Here is an 18,503-nt window from a genome sequence, read left to right as displayed (position 1 = left end):
TTTTGTGCGCTGCAGTATAGAATAGCTACTAGCGAGGCGCGCCCGCGGTTCCCGGTGCCCCGCCCATGATCCGCGGTCCACTTTCTTCGCCATTGCCCGAGAGCAGGCGATAGCCCCACGCCGGGAGGCTGACTGTGCTGCCCGACGCCAGAACCACTTCCTTGCCAGTGCCGAATTCACTGTAGCGACCAGCCCCATGGGCATCGGTCAGATGCGCGGTCACCGGCTTGGGCGACAAATTGAACAGGCCGACCACCGTGTTGCCGTCGACATGGCGAATCCACGAGAACAATTGCGATGGCTGGTCATTGTCGAGCTTGCCCATCCGTCCGCCCCACGGGTTGTTGGCGAGCGCAGGGTTGGCCTTGCGGAAGGCGATCAGGTCGGTGAAGAGCGCGCCGAGCTTGCAGTCCTTGCCCTGACTCCAGTCGATCGGATCCTTTTCGAAGAATTCGAGCCGCTTGTGGTTGCATGCCTCCTGCCCGTTGTAGATCATCGGCAAGCCTTCGCCGGTGAAGGACAGCGCGATCACCGCCGGCAACGCATCGCCGAAATTCTCGTACTGCGTGCCTTCCCAGGCGTTGGAATCGTGATTGGCGACATAGGTCAGCCGCATCGCCGCGCGCGGCCAGGCACTTTCGGCTTCTGCATAATAGCCATCGAGCGCGCTGGCGTCGGCGCGCCCTTGCGCGATGTCCTTCATCGTGTTGTGCCATTCCCAGGCATAGACCGCGTCGAAAGCGTTGCGGGTCATTTCGGGCGTCTTCCATTCGGCGAGCATGAAGACCGGTTTGATCGCTTCCAGGCGCTTGCGCTCCTTGTCCCAGAAATCGAGCGGGACATAGCCCGCGACATCGGCGCGGAAGCCATCCACGCCATAGTCGCGCACCCACATTTCCATCGATTCCCCGATATATTTGCGCACGCCGGGCTTCGACCAGTCGAGGTCGATGATGTCACTCCAGTCGAGCCAGGGGGTCGGGGTGAACCCGCCCTTCCAGTTCTTCTCGTACCAGTCGGGATGTTCGCTCGCGAGCTTGTTGTCCCAAGCGGTGTGGTTGGCGACCCAGTCGAGGATGACATGGAAACCCATGGCATGGGCGGTGTCGACGAAGTGCTTGAAATCCTCCTTCGTGCCGAGCCGGGGATTGACCGCGCGATAATCCTGTACCGAATAGGGGCTGCCCAGCGTGCCCTTGCGGTTCTTTTCCCCGATGGGATGGATCGGCATCAGCCAAAGGATGTTGACGCCCAGTTTCTTGAGCCGGGGCAACTGCTTTTCCGCCGCGCGAAAAGTGCCCTCCGGCGTGAACTGGCGGGTGTTGATCTGGTAAAGCACGCCCTCTTTCGACCATGCGGGATGGTGGATGGTCGATTCCGGGCTCGGCTGCCACACGCTGTCCGGCTCCACGGCGGGGGCATGACCGAAGGCGCAGGCGCTGGTGGCGAGTGCCAACGCGGCGGCGGCATAGCGTAGGGTGTTACGGTTCATTGGATCGGGTCCTCGTTACGGGCAAGCGGCCAGGCAGCACGGTCGCGCAGACGCGCCCCGCCCCGACCGACTATCGAGCCCTCGGTAAAATCACTGGTGGGAAAGAATATCTCGGTCATCACCGTCGCGCCGTCATCGGCGAACAATTCGATCGAAGTGCGATCGATCAACAGGCGCACTTTGGTCACACGCGTGTCGCGCCGCCGCGGCGCGCGGTGGATGGCGGCAAACCCATCGTGGAAATCGGAGCGCCCGGCATTCCTGCGGTCGATATACCAGCCTTGCGCGTCGAGCCCGGCCACCAGCCTTTCACCTTCCTTGTTGCGCAGCTCGAGTGCAAAGCTGCTACCCGGCGGGGTGGCGAAGGTGAGTTCGATGTCGGCCGAGGGCAGCAGTCCGTGCGGCAGTCGTCCGCCATCACCGGACAGCGTGATGGGCAGGCGCGGACCGCGCAGCGACGCAATCTCGCGCGAGGGCGTTTGCCTCAGTTCGATACCGCTCAACGTCAGATCGCGTGGGGCGGTCATGGCGCTGCGCCAGCGCTTCGTCGGCACCTCTTGCGCGTAAAGCCAGTTCGACATCCAGCCCATGAACACCCGGCGGCCGTCCGGCGCGCCATTCCAGGTTACGCCGGCGTAATCGTCCGGCCCGGCGTCGAGCCAGGCGGGTCCGTCATGCGCGATCCGCTGCGCGAATTCGGGGTCCAGCGTGAAGCGGGTGCCGTCCCAATCCCCGACGAAATATTGCGTACCGGACCCGCCCTGCGGGCCACCGGGGTTGAGGTTCTGGATCAGCACCCAGCGATCGCGTCCCGTTTGCACGTCACGGATCGGGAAAAGATTGGGGCATTCCCAGACCCCGCCATGCGCGCCGACACCTGCACCGAAAGCCGAGAGGAAACGCCAGTGCTTCAAATCGTGCGAGGCATAGAATTCGGCGTGATCGCCCACCGAAAGCGCCATGACCCATTGCCCACGCGCCTCGTCGCGAAACACCGATGGGTCGCGGAAATCCTGCCGCCCGCCGGGGTTGGGCAGCACCGGATTGCCAGCGTATTTCGTAAAGGTCATCCCGCCATCGAGACTGTAGGCAAGTCCCTGGCTTTCATGGTCGCGCGTTTCGGCCTTGGCGCGGACGGGATCGTGGATGGTGTAAATCGCCACCAGCGCGCCCTTGCCGAAACCGGCGGTGTCATTGCGGTCGATCACGGCACTGCCGGAAAAGATATAGCCTTCCGGCCCCGGAGCGAGCGCGACCGGGCGGGTCGTCCAGCGGACGAGATCGGTACTGGTCGCATGACCCCAATGCATCGGGCCCCAGACGGTGTCCTGCGGATAATACTGATAGAACAGCTGCCAGGTATCGCCCTGCTTCACCATCCCATTGGGGTCATTCATCCAGCCGCTGGGCGGGGTGTAATGCCACAGCGGCCGCAGCGGGTCGGACGGCGGCACGGTTGCAGGCGGCGGCGTAACCGCGCAAGCGCCCAGTGCGGCGCTGGCGAGAAGCCCGGTGACGAAGGCTGCCAGGCGGGTCATGCGCGGACCATCCCGGCTGCGACATCCTCCAGCGACCGGCCGCGCGTCTCCACCATGGCGAAGCGCACCCAGATCAGCTGCAGCACCATCATCCCGGCGAAGAAGGCGAACACCGCGACCGGTGCCAGCCGCGCCAGAAGCACCGGCATGACCATGGTCAGCGCAGCCGCGCACACCCAATGCGTGCCAGAGCCAAGGCTTTGCCCCTTGGCCCGCGCGGCGCTGGGGAATATCTCGGAGATATAGACCCAGATCACCGCGCCCTGCCCGATGGCATGGGCAGCGATGAAGGCAAGGATGAACGGCAGCACCAGCGCGAATTGTCCGCTGGCAAAGCCCCACGCGGTCATTCCCAGCGAGACGATATAGCCGATGCTGCCGACATACATCAGCGCCTTGCGCCCGGCGCGGTCGATCAACAGCAGGCCGATCAGCGTGAACACAAGGTTGATCGCCCCGATCCCGACCGTCGCCAGCAGCGCGACCGAAGTGCCCGCGCCCGAAAGCTCGAAGATCCGCGGGGCGAAATAAATGATCGCATTGATACCCGACAGTTGGTTGAAGAACGCGATCAGCATCGCCAGCATGATCGGTCGGCGCAGATCACCGGCGAAGAACCGGCCCCAGCTCATGCTGCGCGCATCCTGTGCTGCCTCGGCCTCGATCGCGCACAGAGTAACATCGACCGTGTCCGGGTTGATCACCGCCAGAATCCGTCGAGCCTCCTCCTCGCGTTGTTCGTGCACCACCAGCCAGCGCGGGCTTTCAGGAATGGAGAGCGTCGCGCCGAGATAGGCAAGCGCCGGAAGCGCTTCGGCCCCCAGCATCCAGCGCCAGGCGTCTTGGCCCACGCCGCCGAGAAGATAGTTCGACCCGAATGCGACCAATATGCCGGTGACGATCATGGTCTGGAACAAAGCCACCAGCCGGCCGCGCTGCTCGCGAGGGGCGATCTCGGCGATATAGGCGGGCGCCGCGATCGAGCTGGCCCCGACGCCAAGCCCGCCGATGAAGCGGAAGGCCATGAAGCTGGCCGGGTCCCACGCCAGTGCCGAACCCAAGGCGGAAACTGCATAAAGCACACCGATCCAGAACAGCGTGCGCTTGCGGCCCCAGCGATCGGTCGGCCAGCCACCGCCGAGCGCGCCGACCACGGTCCCCCACAAGGCCGCCGAAATGGCGAGGCCGTGCAAGGCATCCGACATCTGCCAGGTGCGCTGCACTGCCTGTTCAGCGCCCGAGATGACCGCCGTGTCGAACCCGAAGAGAAACCCCGAAAGCGCGGCAACCAGTGCCCAGCTCCATGTCCTGCCCATCACTACCCCCCTGTGAGTTTGCACCGCCCCAGCTCGATCGCGCCGATGATCCCGGCGTCATGGCCCAGCTCAGGCGCGACGATACGTTCGGACAGATCGGCATCCCATTCAGGCAGATATCCCGCGACGATCGCACGGGTCTGCTGGCGCAGGCTATCAAGCACACCTGCCGCCTGCATGACACCGCCGCCGAAAATCAGTCGGTCGGGCCGGTGCAAGGAGATCAGCGCGACCGAGAGATGCGCCAGATAGCCGGCGATCAGCGCGATCTGCTGTTCGCTTGCCCCGGACAAATCGTGCCCCCAGCGCGCCATGATCGCCGGACCGCTGGCCAGCCCTTCGCAGCAATTGCCGTGATAGGTGCAGACGCCCGCGAACGGATCGATGGCGGGATCTTGCGGCACATGGATATGCCCCGTTTCGTAATGGCTGATCCCGCCCATGATCGCCCCGCGATTGACCACGCCGGACCCAATTCCCGTGCCCACGGTGGTATAGGCGACGACCTGATGGCCGCGCCCCGCGCCGTGCAGTGTCTCGGCCAATGCCGCGCCGTTGACATCGCTCTGCACGGCCATTGGTGCTGCAAACGGGGCCAGTGCTTCGGCAAGGCTGGTGCGGTGCCAGCCGGGCTTCACGGTGGAGAGATAGACGCCATAGTCCGCGCTGTCCGGATTGATCCCGATCGGCCCGAAGCTGGCGATGCCGAACGCACCGATCGATCCGTGCCGCTCAGCCGCGGCGGCGAACCAATCGCGCGCTTCGGCCAGCGTTTCATGCCCCGAACGGGTCGCGATCCGTCCGCGCTCGATCAGCGTGCCGTCTGCATCGGACAGTGCGAGGACGAATTTGGTTCCCCCCGCCTCGATCGCACCGATCAAGGCGCCAGTCACAGCGCCGCCCTGACCCGCAGCATCGCCAGCGCAGCGATGATCCATGACCCGGCGGCGAACAGCATCGTCCAGATCGGCTGGGTCGGGAAGAACGCCTCCATGATCGACCCCATCACCGTCGCCACAAGCAACTGCGGCACGACGATGAAGATGTTGAACAGCCCCATGTAAACGCCAAGCTTGGCCTGCGGCAGATTGCTGGCCAGGATCGCATAGGGCATGGCCAGGATACTGGCCCAGGCGATGCCCTTCAGGATCTCGCAAACGATCAGCAGGTTCGGATCGCGCAGGGCGAAATAGCCGAGGAAGCCAGCCGCTCCGCACAGCAGCGCCACCATATGCGTGCCGACCTGTCCGATCTTGCGCGACAGCCACGGCAGCACGGCCAGCGCCGCGACGGCGGCAACCGCGTTCTCGATCGTGTAGATCAGGCTCCACCAATTGGCCCCGTCATTATAGGCCTGGCTGGCGGTATCGGTGCTACCGAAGAAATATTGCGACACGATCGGCCCGGAATAGATCCACATGATGAACAGCGAAGACCAGCTGAAGAACTGCACCAGCGCGAGCCGCTTCATTACCGGCGGCATCCCGGAAAAATCGCCGACGATGCTGGAGAGCATGTTCGCGCCACGCCCCTGCCGCGCCATGAAGATCGCGATCGCGCTGAGCGCGCCGTATACGATCAGCATTGCACCAAGGAATTCGATCTCGATCTTGAGCTGAAACGGCTCCACCAGCAGGACGACAATGATGCCCGCGGCGATCCACAGGATGCTCGACAGATAGGATTTGGATGCCAGCGGGGCGGCCTGATGTTCGGCCTGCGGGGTAGCGACTGCGCTCTGCGCGAAAGCGGCTTGCTGTTCGGGACTGTATTCGCGCGTGGTCAGCACCGTCCACAGCACCGCGACGAGCAAGGCAGCCCCGCCCGCCCAGAAGCTGTAGCGAACAGTATCGGGGATCCCGCCGCCTGATGCGACGTTAGCGACGCCATATTGGTCGAGCAGCCAGGGGAAAATCGATCCCACCACCGCGCCTGCGCCGATGAAAGCGGTCTGCACCGCATAGCCCGCCGCGTGCTGATCGGTGCGCAGCATATCGCCGACAAAGGCACGGAACGGCTCCATCGAGATATTGAGCGAGGCATCGAGCAGCCACAGCATTGCTGCGGCGAACAGCAGCGGCGCGCCGAAGCCGGGTGCCTCGGGGATCAGGAACAGCGCGGTTGCGGCCAATATTGCGCCGGTCAGGAAATACGGTCGCCGCCGCCCCAGTCGCCCCCAGGTGCGGTCGGACAGATGCCCGATGATCGGCTGCACGATCAGCCCGGTGAGCGGCGCGGCGATCCACAACACCGGCAAGGTGTCCAGGCTCGCGCCGAGCGTCTGGAACACGCGGCTCATGTTCGAATTCTGCAGCGCGAAGCCGATCTGGATGCCGAAGAAGCCAAAGCTCATGTTGAACAGCGCCCAAAAGCCGAGACGCGGCTTTTCGCCATGCGCCACTGCGCCATTCGCCCTGCCGGTGTACGCCTGCTCCATGCATTTCCTCTCGCTTGCGGGCCGGTCGTAGCGCCGGTTTCGCATCAGGGCGCTACGCTTGCACGGCCCCCTGCCCGCCGCAAGCTGCATACGAATGTGAACACGCTACTGCGTGCTGGCGCGCAGGATCAGCTTGGTCGGCAAGCGCGAGGGCGGTGGCTCGCGCCCCTCGATCTGTGCCAGCAGCGTTTCGACCAGCCGCTCTCCGGCGCCGGACAGATCCTGCTGGATGGTGGTCAGCGGCGGGTTCGTCAGGCTGGCAGAGGGGATATTGTCGAAGCCAACCACCGCGACATCTCCCGGCACGCTGCGCCCGGCATCGGCCAGAGCGCGCAAGGCACCGATGGCAATCAGGTCGCTGGCGGCGAAGACCGCATCGAACGGCCGCCTGCTGGCGATCAGCGCGCTGGCCGCGCGATAGCCAGCCTCCTCGCTGGTCAAAGCATCGTATTGCAGCGCGCGATCGGGTTCGACGCCAGCCTCGCGCAGCGCATCGCACATGCCGTCATAGCGATGGGCGAATTCGGGATAGCTCTCGTCGGCATGGCCGAGAAAGGCGATCTTGCGGCGTCCGATGGCCAGCAGATGTTCGCCCACGAGCCGCCCGGCGCCCAGATTGTCCGAGCCCACGGTCTGGCCGCTCGTATCGCTGCTGACCGATCCCCAGCGCGCGAAATGCGTGCCTTGTTCGAGCAATTGTTCGATCCGCTTGGCATAGAGCGCGTAGTCGCCATATCCCAGCAGGATCAGCCCGTCGGCGCGCTTGGAATCCTGGTAACGAACGTGCCAGTTGTCCTCCAGCCGCTGGAACGAGATCAGCAGGTCGAGGCCATGATTGGCACAGGCCCGCGTGATCGAACCCAGCATCGCGAGGAAGAAGGGATTGATGAGGTTGTCGTCGGCCCCATCCTCGAAGAACAGCAAGGCGATGGTATCGGTGCGCTGCGAACGGAGCGAAGAGGCGTTGCGGTCCACGATGTAGTTGAGTTCGCGCGCGATCGCCTCGATCTTCTCGCGAGTCGCCTGACTGACCGAGCGATCCCCGCGCAGCGCGCGGCTGACGGTGGGCTGGGACACCCCGGCCCGATAGGCGATATCGAAACTCGTCGGTCTTCCGCTCGGCGCGCGACCCATGACTTACTCCCCAATGATCCACTGGCTACGACGCTCGCGGCCCGGCGCAAAGAGGCGCAAATCCGTACTTCGCACTATCCCCGATAATGATGCAAATTCGCCACAGTCAGTGATGCTGCATTGCACAAACATACGTATGCCAGCTTTCGCGAAGCACAACATCGGTCGATGAGGGCCGCGATCGGGGGCCCTTTCCTTCTACTTGCGGAGCCCCCGAACCGGCAATTGCGGCTGAACGATGCAGCCGATTTGGGGAGAATACTGATGGCACTTCGCAACGGACTGACGTCCGGTACCAGCCTTGGCACACTGGCAATCGCACTCGGCGCACTCACGCTGCCGCTTGCCGCACATGCACAGGACACGGCCACCGCTTCGCCCGATCAGGCTACCGAAGCTACTCCGACCGCCGATGTCGATACTCAGACCAGCACAGACACCGTTACGGCACCGTCAAATGAGATCGTTGTCACCGGCTTTCGTGCATCGCTCGCGAAATCGGCTGCGATCAAGCGCAATTCGACTCTGATCGTCGACTCGGTCACTGCCGAGGATATCGGCAAGCTGCCGGACGTATCGATCGCCGATTCGCTCGCGCGCCTTCCCGGTGTGACGGCACAGCGGCTCGAAGGTCGCGACCAGCGCCTGTCGATCCGCGGCCTCGGCCCGGACTTTTCGACCACGCTCCTCAACGGCCGCGAACAGGTCACCGTGGGTGACAATCGCGGCGTGGAATACGACCAGTATCCTTCCGAGTTCTTCCAGACCGTCAATGTCTATAAATCCGCCGACGCTTCGCTGATTTCCTCGGGCATCGCCGGGACGGTCGATCTGCGGATGCTGCGACCGCTGGCGGTGAACAAGCGCGTGTTCTCGATCGGCGCACGCGCCGAAATGAACGGCATCGACAAGCTGACCCCCGACGGCACCCGCTACGGCTATCGCGGCAGCGCGACCTACGTCGATCAGTTTGCCAACGACACACTGGGCATCGCGCTTGGCGTTTCGGCATCCTCCATCCCCTCGCAGGACGAGCGCTACAACGCCTGGGGCTATTCCACCGCCACCAATGGGGCGCTGGAACTGGGCGGCGCCAAGCCATACGTCCAGTCGAACCTGCTCAACCGCATCGGCGGTGTGGCAACGATCGAGTGGCAACCCAGCGACCGGTTCCATTCGACGCTCGATATCCTCTATTCGCACTTCAACGAGAAGCAGCGGTTCAAGGGGATCGAGTTCCCGCTGGGATATGGCGGCGTTGTCAACGATCCGACCGATCCGGGCTATGCGACCGGCGTTCACACCGGCGGCTTCACCGTCGTCGATGGCTTCAACGTCCAGGAGACATTCTCCAACGTCCACGCCGTGCAGCGCAACGATTATAACGAGCGCAAGGCAGACAACTGGTCGATCGGCTGGAACAACGTCCTGAAGCTCAACGACAAGCTGAACCTGACGGTCGATGCCAGCTGGTCGCGTGCAACCCGTACCGACTTCCTGCTCGAAACCTACACCGGCGCCGGGTATGCCAAATCCGGCCCGGGTGATACCGTCAATGTCACGCAACAGCCGGACGGCACGTTCAGGATCGTTCCGACGCTCGATTATACCGATACCAGTATCTTCAAGATCACCGATCCGCAGGGCTGGGGCTACAACGGCACAACGCCGGTCGTGCAGTCGGGCTTCCTCAATACTCCCGATTTCACCGACGACCTCAAGGCCCTGCGTGCGGACTTGAATGGCGAGCTCGACAACGCAGGCATTTTCAGCGGCTGGGCCATCGGTGCGAACTATTCGCAGCGCAAGAAGGTCAGCGCTTTCCGTTCCGAATTCCTGTGCCCTCCGGGTGGCGGGACCGGCTGCACCGTTAACAGCGGAACTCCGACCGAGGCAGCCATTCCCGATGGCGCGCTACTCGGCAGCAACGTGCCGCTCGATTATCTCGGCGTGCCAGGAGTGCTCGGGCTCAATCCGCTCTATCTTTACGATAACTTCTTCAACTCCGTTTACGACAACCGCCCGGTCTCCTTGGTCCGCGACAATTCCGTCACGGAAAAGGTCTGGACCGGTTACGCTCAGCTGAAGATCGATGGCGAAGCCGGTGGCAAGGCGATCAAGGGGTCGATCGGTTTCCAGGTCGTTCATACCGACCAGAGCTCGATCGGCAGCACCTCGAGTTTCAACGTCATCGACGGCAATCCCGTTGTCACCATCAATCCGGCATCAGGCGGCATCAGCTATACAAACTTCCTGCCCAGCGCGACCTTCTCGGTCGAGCTCGAGCCGGGCTTCTACGTCAAACTGGGTGCCTCGCAGACGATGGTCCGTCCGCGTCTTGATCAGGAGCGCGTGAACCAGGAGGTGGATGTCGACAACTCCAAGGTTGGCATCAGCAACCCGACGCAGGACCCGCAGTTCAGCCCGTTCAGCATCTCGGGCGGCAATGCTGAGCTCAAGCCTTATCAATCGACGAATATCGACGTCTCGGTCGAGAAATACTTCTCGCGCGGCGGCTACATTTCACTCGCAGGTTACTTCAAGCACCTGACCGATTATGTCGATGCACAGGCCAGCTATGCCTATGATTTCTCGAACTTTGTTAGCCTGCTGTCACCCGCCAATCAGGCATTGGTAGGCAACAATACCATCGGTCTGGTCAAGGCTCCGGCGAATGACGGCCAGGGCTACCTGCTGGGTTTCGAGGCCACGGCATCGCTTCCGTTCGAAACCATTACTCCGGCTCTCAGCGGCTTCGGAATCTTCGCCAGTGGTTCCTACACCGATAGCGCGATCAAACTGGGTAGCAATCCGACGCAAGTCATCACCCTGCCGGGGCTTTCCGACTGGGTCGCCAATGCCCAGCTCTATTACGAAAAGCACGGCTTCCAGGCTCGCGTGAGCTATCGCTATCGTTCGGGTTTCCTGGGTGAGGTTGCTGGTCTTTCGGCCAATCCCACCTATCGGCAGGCCAAGGCAGAAGCCATCCTCGATGCACAGATTGGATATGAGTTCCAGAGCGGGCCGCTTCAGGGGCTGTCGATCCTGCTTGAAGGCAAGAACCTGACCGACCGGCCATTCGTCACCTACCAGAACGATGATCCACGGCAGGTCATCGACTACCAGCGTTATGGCCGCGATTACTTCATCGGCCTGAGCTACAAGTTCTGATCCTCCCTGGCAGGGTGGCGGCGGCTATCCGTCCGCTACCCTGCCTTTTTGGAGCCTGCCGCCACTTGCTTTGGCGGCGGGGAATGTGTCTTCTTGCGCTCAGGGGAAGAGGGGAAGCGGTATGACAGGCTCCACTCCGATCAGCGTCGTCATTGCCGGCGGCGGGACTGCGGGATGGATGGCCGCAGCAAGCTTCGCGCGCTTTCTCGGCAGCGGATTTTCCATTGCCCTGATCGAATCCGATGCCATCGGTACCGTCGGCGTCGGCGAAGCGACGATCCCGCAAATTCGCCTTTTCAACGATGCCTTGGGCCTCGATGAAGACGAATTCCTGCGCACCACCGGGGGCACTTTCAAGCTGGGGATCGAGTTCGTTGACTGGGTGAAGCCGGGCACCAGATACATGCACGCCTTCGGCGATATCGGGCGCGATGCAGGTCTGTTGCCGTTCCATCAGTACTGGCTGCGCGCAATGGCCGAGGGCAAGGCCGACGGCGAACTCGTACGCTACTCGCTGAACAATATGGCGGCGCTGGCCGGACGGATGCAGCGGGGCCGGCCGCGTACCGCCAAGACGCTGCCGGACATGCCCTATGCGTTTCATTTCGATGCGGCGCTCTATGCGGCCCATTTGCGGCGCTACGCCGAAGCGCGCGGGGTCGAGCGTATCGAAGGGCGGATTGCCCATGTCCACCGCGACGCCGGGAGCGGCGATATCGCGACGCTGACCCTCGATGGCGGACACGAGGTTTCGGGCGATTTCTTCATCGACTGCACCGGGTTTGGCGGGCTGCTGATTTCAAAAACACTCGGCGTCGGTTTCGACGACTGGTCGCGCTGGCTTCCCTGCGACAGCGCCCAGGCCGTGGCGTCGATGCGAGCGGCCGATTTCACCCCCTATACCCGTGCGAGCGCGCATCAGGCGGGCTGGCAATGGCGCATTCCGCTCCAGCATCGCACCGGCAATGGTATCGTCTATTCCAGCGCGCATCTCGACGATGATGCGGCAGCTTCGCAACTGCTGGCCAATATCGAAGGCGAACCGCAAGGCGACCCGCGTCTGATCCGCTTCCGGACCGGCAAGCGGCAGCAGGCGTGGTCGCACAACGTCATTGCGATGGGGTTGGCGGCGGGGTTCATGGAGCCGCTTGAATCGACCAGCATCCATATGATCCAGTCGGCCATTGCTCGGTTGCTCAAGCTCATCCCCGGACGTCGGGTGGAGCCGGCAGATCGCGACGAATTCAATCGCCAGAGTGATTTCGAATGGGAGCGCATTCGCGATTTCCTGATCCTGCACTACCACGCCAACCGGCGCGAAGAACCATTCTGGCAAGCCTTCCGCGCGATGGAACTGCCCGATACACTGGCTTCCAAAATCGCCCTGTGGTGTGGCAACGGCCATATTACGCGCGAGCATGAGGAACTGTTCACCGAAGTCGGCTGGCTTCAGGTGCTGGTAGGCCAGGGATTGATGCCGCGCGGTCACCATCCGATCGCCGATGCAATCTCGTCATCCGAACTTGCCGAATACATGTCGGTCATCGAGCAACTGATCGCCCGCGAGGTCGCCCAGATGCCGGATCATGCGCAATTCGTTTCCCACCACTGCGATGCACACCAGGAGTTGTCCGCATGATCGCCATACGTCACCTCGCGTCGCTTTCATCGGCCGTCGCGCTGCTCGTCGCCGCTCAAACCGTCGATGCTGCTCCCAAAGCGGTCGGTAAATCAGCCGCGGAGGCATCTGCCTCACTCGCTGCCCTCCGCCAGCGCGCACCGTCGCAGGAGGTAATCTATTTCGTCCTGCCCGACCGCTTCGCCAATGGCGAAACGTCGAACGATACCGGCGGTTACACCGGCGGCAGGCTTTCGACGGGGTTCGATCCCAGCGACAAGGGTTTCTACCACGGAGGCGACCTCAAAGGCCTGACCGAGAAGCTGCCCTATCTCCAACAGCTGGGTATCACCGCGATCTGGTTCGCGCCGATCTTCAAGAACAAGCCCGTTCAAGGTCCGAAGGGTCATGAGAGCGCCGGCTATCACGGCTACTGGATTACCGACTTCACCCAGCCCGATCCGCACTTTGGGACCAAGGCGGAATTCAAGACCTTCGTCGACAAGGCACACGCCATGGGAATGAAGGTCTACATGGACATCATCACCAACCATACGGCGGACGTCATTCGTTATCGCGAGGGCGATGCGAACGATTACAAATATCGCAGCCGCGGCGACTATCCTTATTCGCGCAAGCTCGGTCTGAAGGGCCAACCGATCAATCCCGGTTTCATGGGCGACACGGTTTCGACGCCCGAAAATTTCGCGAAACTGACCGATCCCGATTACGCTTATACCCCCTACATTCCCAAGGGCGAGGAACACATCAAGAAGCCGGACTGGCTCAACAATGTGATCTACTACCACAACCGCGGCAATTCGACCTTCACCGGCGAAGACAGCCGGTTTGGCGACTTTTCCGGGCTCGACGACCTTTTCACCGAGAACCCGCGCGTTCGCAGGGGGATGATCGACATCTACGCCAAATGGATCGAGGATTACGGGATCGACGGCTTCCGCATCGATACCGCGCGCCATGTCGATCCGGGTTTCTGGCGCGTGTTCGTGCCGGCGATCATGAAGGTCGCGCACGCGAAGGGCATCCCCAATTTCACCATGTTCGGCGAAGTCTTCAGGCAAGACGCCAACAACGGCTACATCGCCCAATACACCCGCCGCGATCATTTGCCCGCGGTGCTCGATTTCGCTTTCCAGCAGGCGGTGCGCGAAGTGGTGGGGCAGGACAAGGGCACTGTCGTTCTGGCTGATCTGTTCGCCGGCGACGTGCTTTACCAGGGCGGCGAGAAAGCCGCGCTGAACCTGCCGACCTTCCTCGGCAATCACGACATGGGACGCTTCGCCAGCCTCGTCAAAGAGGATATGCCGAATATTTCGCAAGCCGAGCTGCTTCAGCGGGTCGAGTTGGCCCATGCCATGCTGTTGACGCTGCGCGGTGCGCCGGTGATCTATTACGGCGACGAGCAGGGCTTTCCAGGCTCGGGCGGCGACCAGCTGGCGCGCGAGGATATGATGCCGAGCAAGGTCGCGGTCTATAACAAGGAACACCTGCTGGGGTCCGACAAGACCACCGCCGATGCCAATTTCGATACCGACGGGCCGCTGTTCCGCCTGATCGCAGAGCTGTCGCGCATCCGCGAGCATAATCCGGCGCTCACCCTTGGGCGGCAGGTGGTGCGCCATTATGAGCAAGGTCCGGGAATTTTCGCCGTCAGCCGCTTCGATCCCAAGACGGGCGATGAATATCTGATCGCATTCAACACCGCCGATGAAGATCGCAGCGCCAATGTGGTCGTAGGCTATGGCGCGCGTACATTCGAGGCACTTTCGGGCCAATGCCCCACCGCCGTCAGCGCCCCCGGCAGCGCACCCATCGCTCTGCCCGCTTTCGGCTGGGCGGTGTGCCGCGTCAAAGAGCAAACGCAATGAACCAAGCTCTCAGTCCACACACGATGCACGCCAGCAGCACTGACGCGCTGCCCTGGTGGAAAGGCGCGGCGATCTACCAGATCTATCCGCGCAGTTTCATGGATGCCAACGGCGATGGAATCGGCGATCTGCCCGGGATCACCAGCCGACTCGACCATGTCGCCGAGCTTGGCGTCGATGCCATCTGGCTGAGCCCGTTCTTCCGCTCGCCGATGAAAGACTTCGGCTATGATGTGGCCGATTACCGCGATGTTGACCCGATCTTCGGGACATTGGCGGATTTCGATGCGCTGGTGGTGCGCGCGCATGAGCTGGACCTCAAGGTTCTGATCGATCAGGTCTATTCACACAGTTCGGACCAGCACGACTGGTTCATCGCAAGCCGCGCAGACAGAGCCGGTCCGAAAAGCGACTGGTATGTCTGGGCAGATGCCAAGCCCGACGGGTCGCCACCGTCGAACTGGCAGTCCGTGTTCGGGGGTCCCGCGTGGACGTGGGACGCCCGGCGCGGGCAATATTACCTGCACAATTTCCTCAGCAGCCAGCCGCAACTCAACCTGCACAATCCGCAAGTGCAGGATGCGGTGCTCGATGTCATGCGCTTCTGGCTCGACCGCGGGGTCGATGGATTCCGCATCGACGCGCTCAATTTTGCGATGCACGACCTGCAATTGCGCGACAATCCGCCCGCGCCCGCCACTGGCAAGCCGCGCACGCGCCCGTTCGATTTCCAGCGCAAAATCTACAATCAAAGCCATCCTGACATACCCTCCTTTATCGAGCGAATCCGGGCGCTGACCGACAGCTACGAGGCGATTTTTACGGTTGCCGAAGTTGGCGGGGACGACGCCGAACGCGAGATGAAGGCGTTCACACAGGGCGAAACCCATCTCAATTCGGCCTATGGGTTCAATTTCCTGTATGCCGACAAATTGAAGCCGGAAACGCTGTGCAGCGCACTGGCCGAATGGCCGGATGAGCCAGGTGTTGGCTGGCCAAGCTGGGCATTCGAAAACCACGATGCGCCGCGTGCGCTGTCACGCTGGTGCGAGGCCGGGGATCAGGCTGCCTATGCGCGGCTTAAGCTGTTGCTGCTTGCCTGCCTGCGCGGCAACATCATCCTCTATCAGGGTGAGGAACTGGGCCTGACTCAGGTCGATATTCCTTTCGAACAGCTCCACGACCCCGAAGCGATCGCCAATTGGCCGCTGACGCTTAGCCGCGACGGTGCGCGCACGCCGATGCCGTGGCAGGCGGAGGCTGGCGATGCCGGTTTCGGCTCCAGCGAGCCATGGCTGCCCGTGGGTGAGGAGAATCGCGTTCGCGCGGTCGACGTGCAACAGCGTGATGACGGATCGCTACTGCAACATACCCGCGCCATGCTCGCACTGCGGCGCGCGCATCCTGCCTTGCACCATGGCCGGGTCACGGCCTGCCGAGCCGAAGGCAATTTGCTATGGCTTGAGCGCGAGGCGGAAGGCGAAACCGTGCGATTGCTGGCAAATCTGGGGGGATCGACGCTCGCCCTCGCCGAAAACGCAGGCCGCGGCACGATCATCGCCTCGGTCAATGACGCTGACAGTTTTGCTCTTCCCCCCTTCTCCGCAATTGTGATCTCACTATGAAACTTCCCATTCGGCTGCTGGCCTTTGTCGCCCTGCTTGTGACAGCAGTTCCTGTGCAGGCAGCAACCGTCTCCTCGCCCGATGGACGTATCGTGGTGACACTCGACGTGACCGGCGAGGGCGTGCCGTATTATTCGGTAATGCGCGATGGCAAGCCAGTCATCGATCAGTCGGACCTGGGCTTCAACTTCACCGACAGCCCGCCGATGCGGCGCGATTTCAAGATCATTGGCGAGACCACCGCCACTGCCGATACGCGCTGGGAGCAGCCGTGGGGCGAAAAGCGCTTCATCCGCAACAACCACAAAGAGCTGGCGATAGCCCTGCAGCAGAGCGATCCCGGCGCACGGCGGATGACCGTGCGTGTGCGGGTGTTCGACGATGGCGTCGGTTTCCGTTATGAATTTCCCGATCAGGCGAGCCTCAAGACCGCCAATATCGCCGAAGAACTGACCGAGTTTGCGATTGCGGGTGACGGCACGGCCTGGTCGATCCCGGCGGGCGACTGGAACCGCTACGAATATATCTATTCCAAGTCGCCGATCTCTGCGCTGTCGACGGTGAACACGCCTGTGACCATGCATCTGGCGGACGGGCCGTATCTCTCGTTTCATGAGGCGGCACTGGTCGATTATTCGAGCATGTGGCTGCGGCGAATGCGGGGCACCACGCTGCGGGCCGAGCTTGCCCCATCCTCGCGCGGTGCGAAGGTCGTACGGCATGGCGCGTTCAACACGCCCTGGCGCACGATCCTGATCACCGACAGTCCCAAGGGCCTGTTCGAAAGCGCGATGGAGCTCAACCTCAACGAACCCAACAAGCTGGGCGATGTGAGCTGGGTGCACCCACAGAAGTTTATCGGGATATGGTGGGACTTGCACCTCAACCATTGGACTTGGGCGAGCGGTCCCGACCATGGCGCTACCACTGCGCATACAAAGAAATACATCGATTTCGCAGCCAAGCATGGCTTTGGCGGCGTGTTGGTCGAAGGCTGGAACAAGGGCTGGGACGGGACCTGGTTCGGCAATGGTCGCGATTTCAGTTTCACCGAGGCTTATCCCGATTACGACCTGAAAGCCGTCACCGATTATGCCCGCAAGAAGGGCGTGGACATCATCGGTCACGATGAAACCGGCGGAAACATCGCGAATTTCGAGAAGCAGATGGATGCCGCTTTCGCGATGGACCAAAAGCTCGGCATCGAGGCGGTCAAGACCGGCTATGTTGCCGATGCAGGCGGGCTGATCAGCTGCAACGCTGACATCTATGATCCGTGCAAGGGCGAGGTTTACGAATGGCATGACGGCCAGCGCTCTGTGCAGCATCACCTCGCAGTCGCACTTGCTGCGGCAAAATATCATGTCGCTATCGACGCGCATGAGCCGGTGAAGGACACGGGGCTGCGGCGTACCTATCCCAACCTCGTCGCTCGCGAAGGCGCGCGCGGGGCGGAATATGATGCCTGGGGCGTGCCCAAGAACCCGCCCAGCCATGTGCCGACGCTGGTGTTCACTCGCCTGCTGTCGGGTCCGATGGATTACACGCCCGGCGTGCTCTCTCTGGCCGGGCGTGGCAACACGCCGATCCCCTCCACCATCGCGCGCCAGCTGGCCTATTACGTGGTGATCTATTCGCCGCTGCAAATGGCCGCCGACACGATCGAGAACCTTGCCAAATATCCGCAGGAACTGAAATTCATCGAGCAGGTCCCCGTCGATTGGTCGGATTCGATCATGCTCGACGGCGCAATCGGCGAACACGCTGTAATCGCGCGCAAGGATCGCCATTCCGATGCGTGGTATGTCGGCGGGGTGACCGACGACAAGGCGCGCACTGCCAATCTGACGCTCGATTTCCTGGATCCGAACCGCAGCTATACCGCCACAATCTATCGCGACGGGGACGGCGCGGACGGGCTCGGCGATCAGGCGGCCAAGCACCGCATCGCCATCGGCACCAGGACCGTGAGGAAAGGCGAGAAACTGGCGGTCCCGATGGCTCGGGCCGGGGGTTTTGCCATTTCGCTGGCACCAACGAAGCGCTGACGATCGAGCAGCGCTCCGGACAAGCGCAATCGTATTCAGCTCAGGCTTGAGGGTATAATGGCTCAGCCATGTCTGGCCCAAGCTGGATTATTCGGATAGTCGAGCGTTAGAAAAGGCAGCCCTGCGGCCGGTCGAGAGAACGGATCGCCAAATCGGTTGAGAGGAAAAGCGCATGGCTTTGAGCCCGGATGTTGCCAGCAGCAGCGATGTGCGTCCTGAAGATGGCGAAGGTCAG

General features: G+C 62.3%; 11 protein-coding genes. 5 read left to right on the top strand and 6 right to left on the bottom strand.

The genetic code is table 11. The features are described 5' to 3' along the window. Positions 1-28 precede the first annotated feature (28 nt). From GRI58_RS11660 to GRI58_RS11635, 6 genes are all read right to left on the bottom strand, one after another. The gene (locus tag GRI58_RS11660; RefSeq protein ID WP_160753785.1) at positions 29-1,492 is read right to left on the bottom strand and encodes an alpha-amylase family glycosyl hydrolase; all 1,464 of its coding nucleotides are present in this window, start codon (positions 1,490-1,492) and stop codon (positions 29-31) included. Then, a complete protein-coding gene (locus tag GRI58_RS11655; RefSeq protein WP_160753784.1) occupies positions 1,489-3,030 on the bottom strand; it encodes a glycoside hydrolase family 32 protein in 1,542 nt (513 codons plus the stop codon). The genes GRI58_RS11660 and GRI58_RS11655 overlap by 4 nt, the downstream gene beginning before the upstream one ends. Continuing rightward, positions 3,027-4,346, bottom strand: coding sequence for a sugar porter family MFS transporter (locus GRI58_RS11650; protein WP_202386952.1), 1,320 nt, complete (start codon positions 4,344-4,346; stop codon positions 3,027-3,029). The genes GRI58_RS11655 and GRI58_RS11650 overlap by 4 nt, the downstream gene beginning before the upstream one ends. 2 nt (positions 4,347-4,348) lie before the next feature. Beyond that, positions 4,349-5,284: an ROK family protein gene (locus tag GRI58_RS11645; protein ID WP_160753782.1), complete on the bottom strand. Its 936-nt coding sequence runs from the start codon at positions 5,282-5,284 to the stop codon at positions 4,349-4,351. Further along, positions 5,236-6,783 (bottom strand): MFS transporter, encoded by a 1,548-nt coding sequence (locus tag GRI58_RS11640; RefSeq protein WP_160753781.1) that lies wholly within the window; start codon positions 6,781-6,783, stop codon positions 5,236-5,238. The genes GRI58_RS11645 and GRI58_RS11640 overlap by 49 nt, the downstream gene beginning before the upstream one ends. 105 nt (positions 6,784-6,888) lie before the next feature. Next, positions 6,889-7,917 (bottom strand): LacI family DNA-binding transcriptional regulator, encoded by a 1,029-nt coding sequence (locus GRI58_RS11635; RefSeq protein ID WP_160753780.1) that lies wholly within the window; start codon positions 7,915-7,917, stop codon positions 6,889-6,891. Between the two features lie 264 nt (positions 7,918-8,181). Between GRI58_RS11635 and GRI58_RS11630 the strand changes: the two genes are divergently transcribed. From GRI58_RS11630 to GRI58_RS11610, 5 genes are all read left to right on the top strand, one after another. Beyond that, on the top strand, positions 8,182-11,088 hold the full coding sequence (locus GRI58_RS11630) for a TonB-dependent receptor (protein ID WP_160753779.1): 2,907 nt from the start codon (positions 8,182-8,184) through the stop codon (positions 11,086-11,088). Positions 11,089-11,209: 121 nt separating this feature from the next. Continuing rightward, positions 11,210-12,727 (top strand): tryptophan halogenase family protein, encoded by a 1,518-nt coding sequence (locus GRI58_RS11625; RefSeq protein ID WP_160753778.1) that lies wholly within the window; start codon positions 11,210-11,212, stop codon positions 12,725-12,727. Further along, positions 12,724-14,595, top strand: coding sequence for an alpha-amylase family glycosyl hydrolase (locus tag GRI58_RS11620; RefSeq protein ID WP_160753777.1), 1,872 nt, complete (start codon positions 12,724-12,726; stop codon positions 14,593-14,595). The genes GRI58_RS11625 and GRI58_RS11620 overlap by 4 nt, the downstream gene beginning before the upstream one ends. A gap of 23 nt (positions 14,596-14,618) precedes the next feature. Next, positions 14,619-16,220, top strand: a complete 1,602-nt coding sequence (locus GRI58_RS11615) for an alpha-amylase family glycosyl hydrolase (RefSeq protein WP_160753891.1) — start codon at positions 14,619-14,621, stop codon at positions 16,218-16,220. Further along, positions 16,217-18,268 carry a glycoside hydrolase family 97 protein gene (locus tag GRI58_RS11610; RefSeq protein ID WP_160753776.1) on the top strand — a complete coding sequence of 684 codons (2,052 nt, stop codon included), beginning with the start codon at positions 16,217-16,219 and terminating at the stop codon, positions 18,266-18,268. The genes GRI58_RS11615 and GRI58_RS11610 overlap by 4 nt, the downstream gene beginning before the upstream one ends. Positions 18,269-18,503: the final 235 nt, after the last annotated feature.

It is taken from the genome of Qipengyuania algicida (assembly GCF_009828025.1).
GTDB lineage: Bacteria > Pseudomonadota > Alphaproteobacteria > Sphingomonadales > Sphingomonadaceae > Qipengyuania > Qipengyuania algicida.
This window is presented reverse-complemented; position numbering and strand designations above follow the sequence as displayed.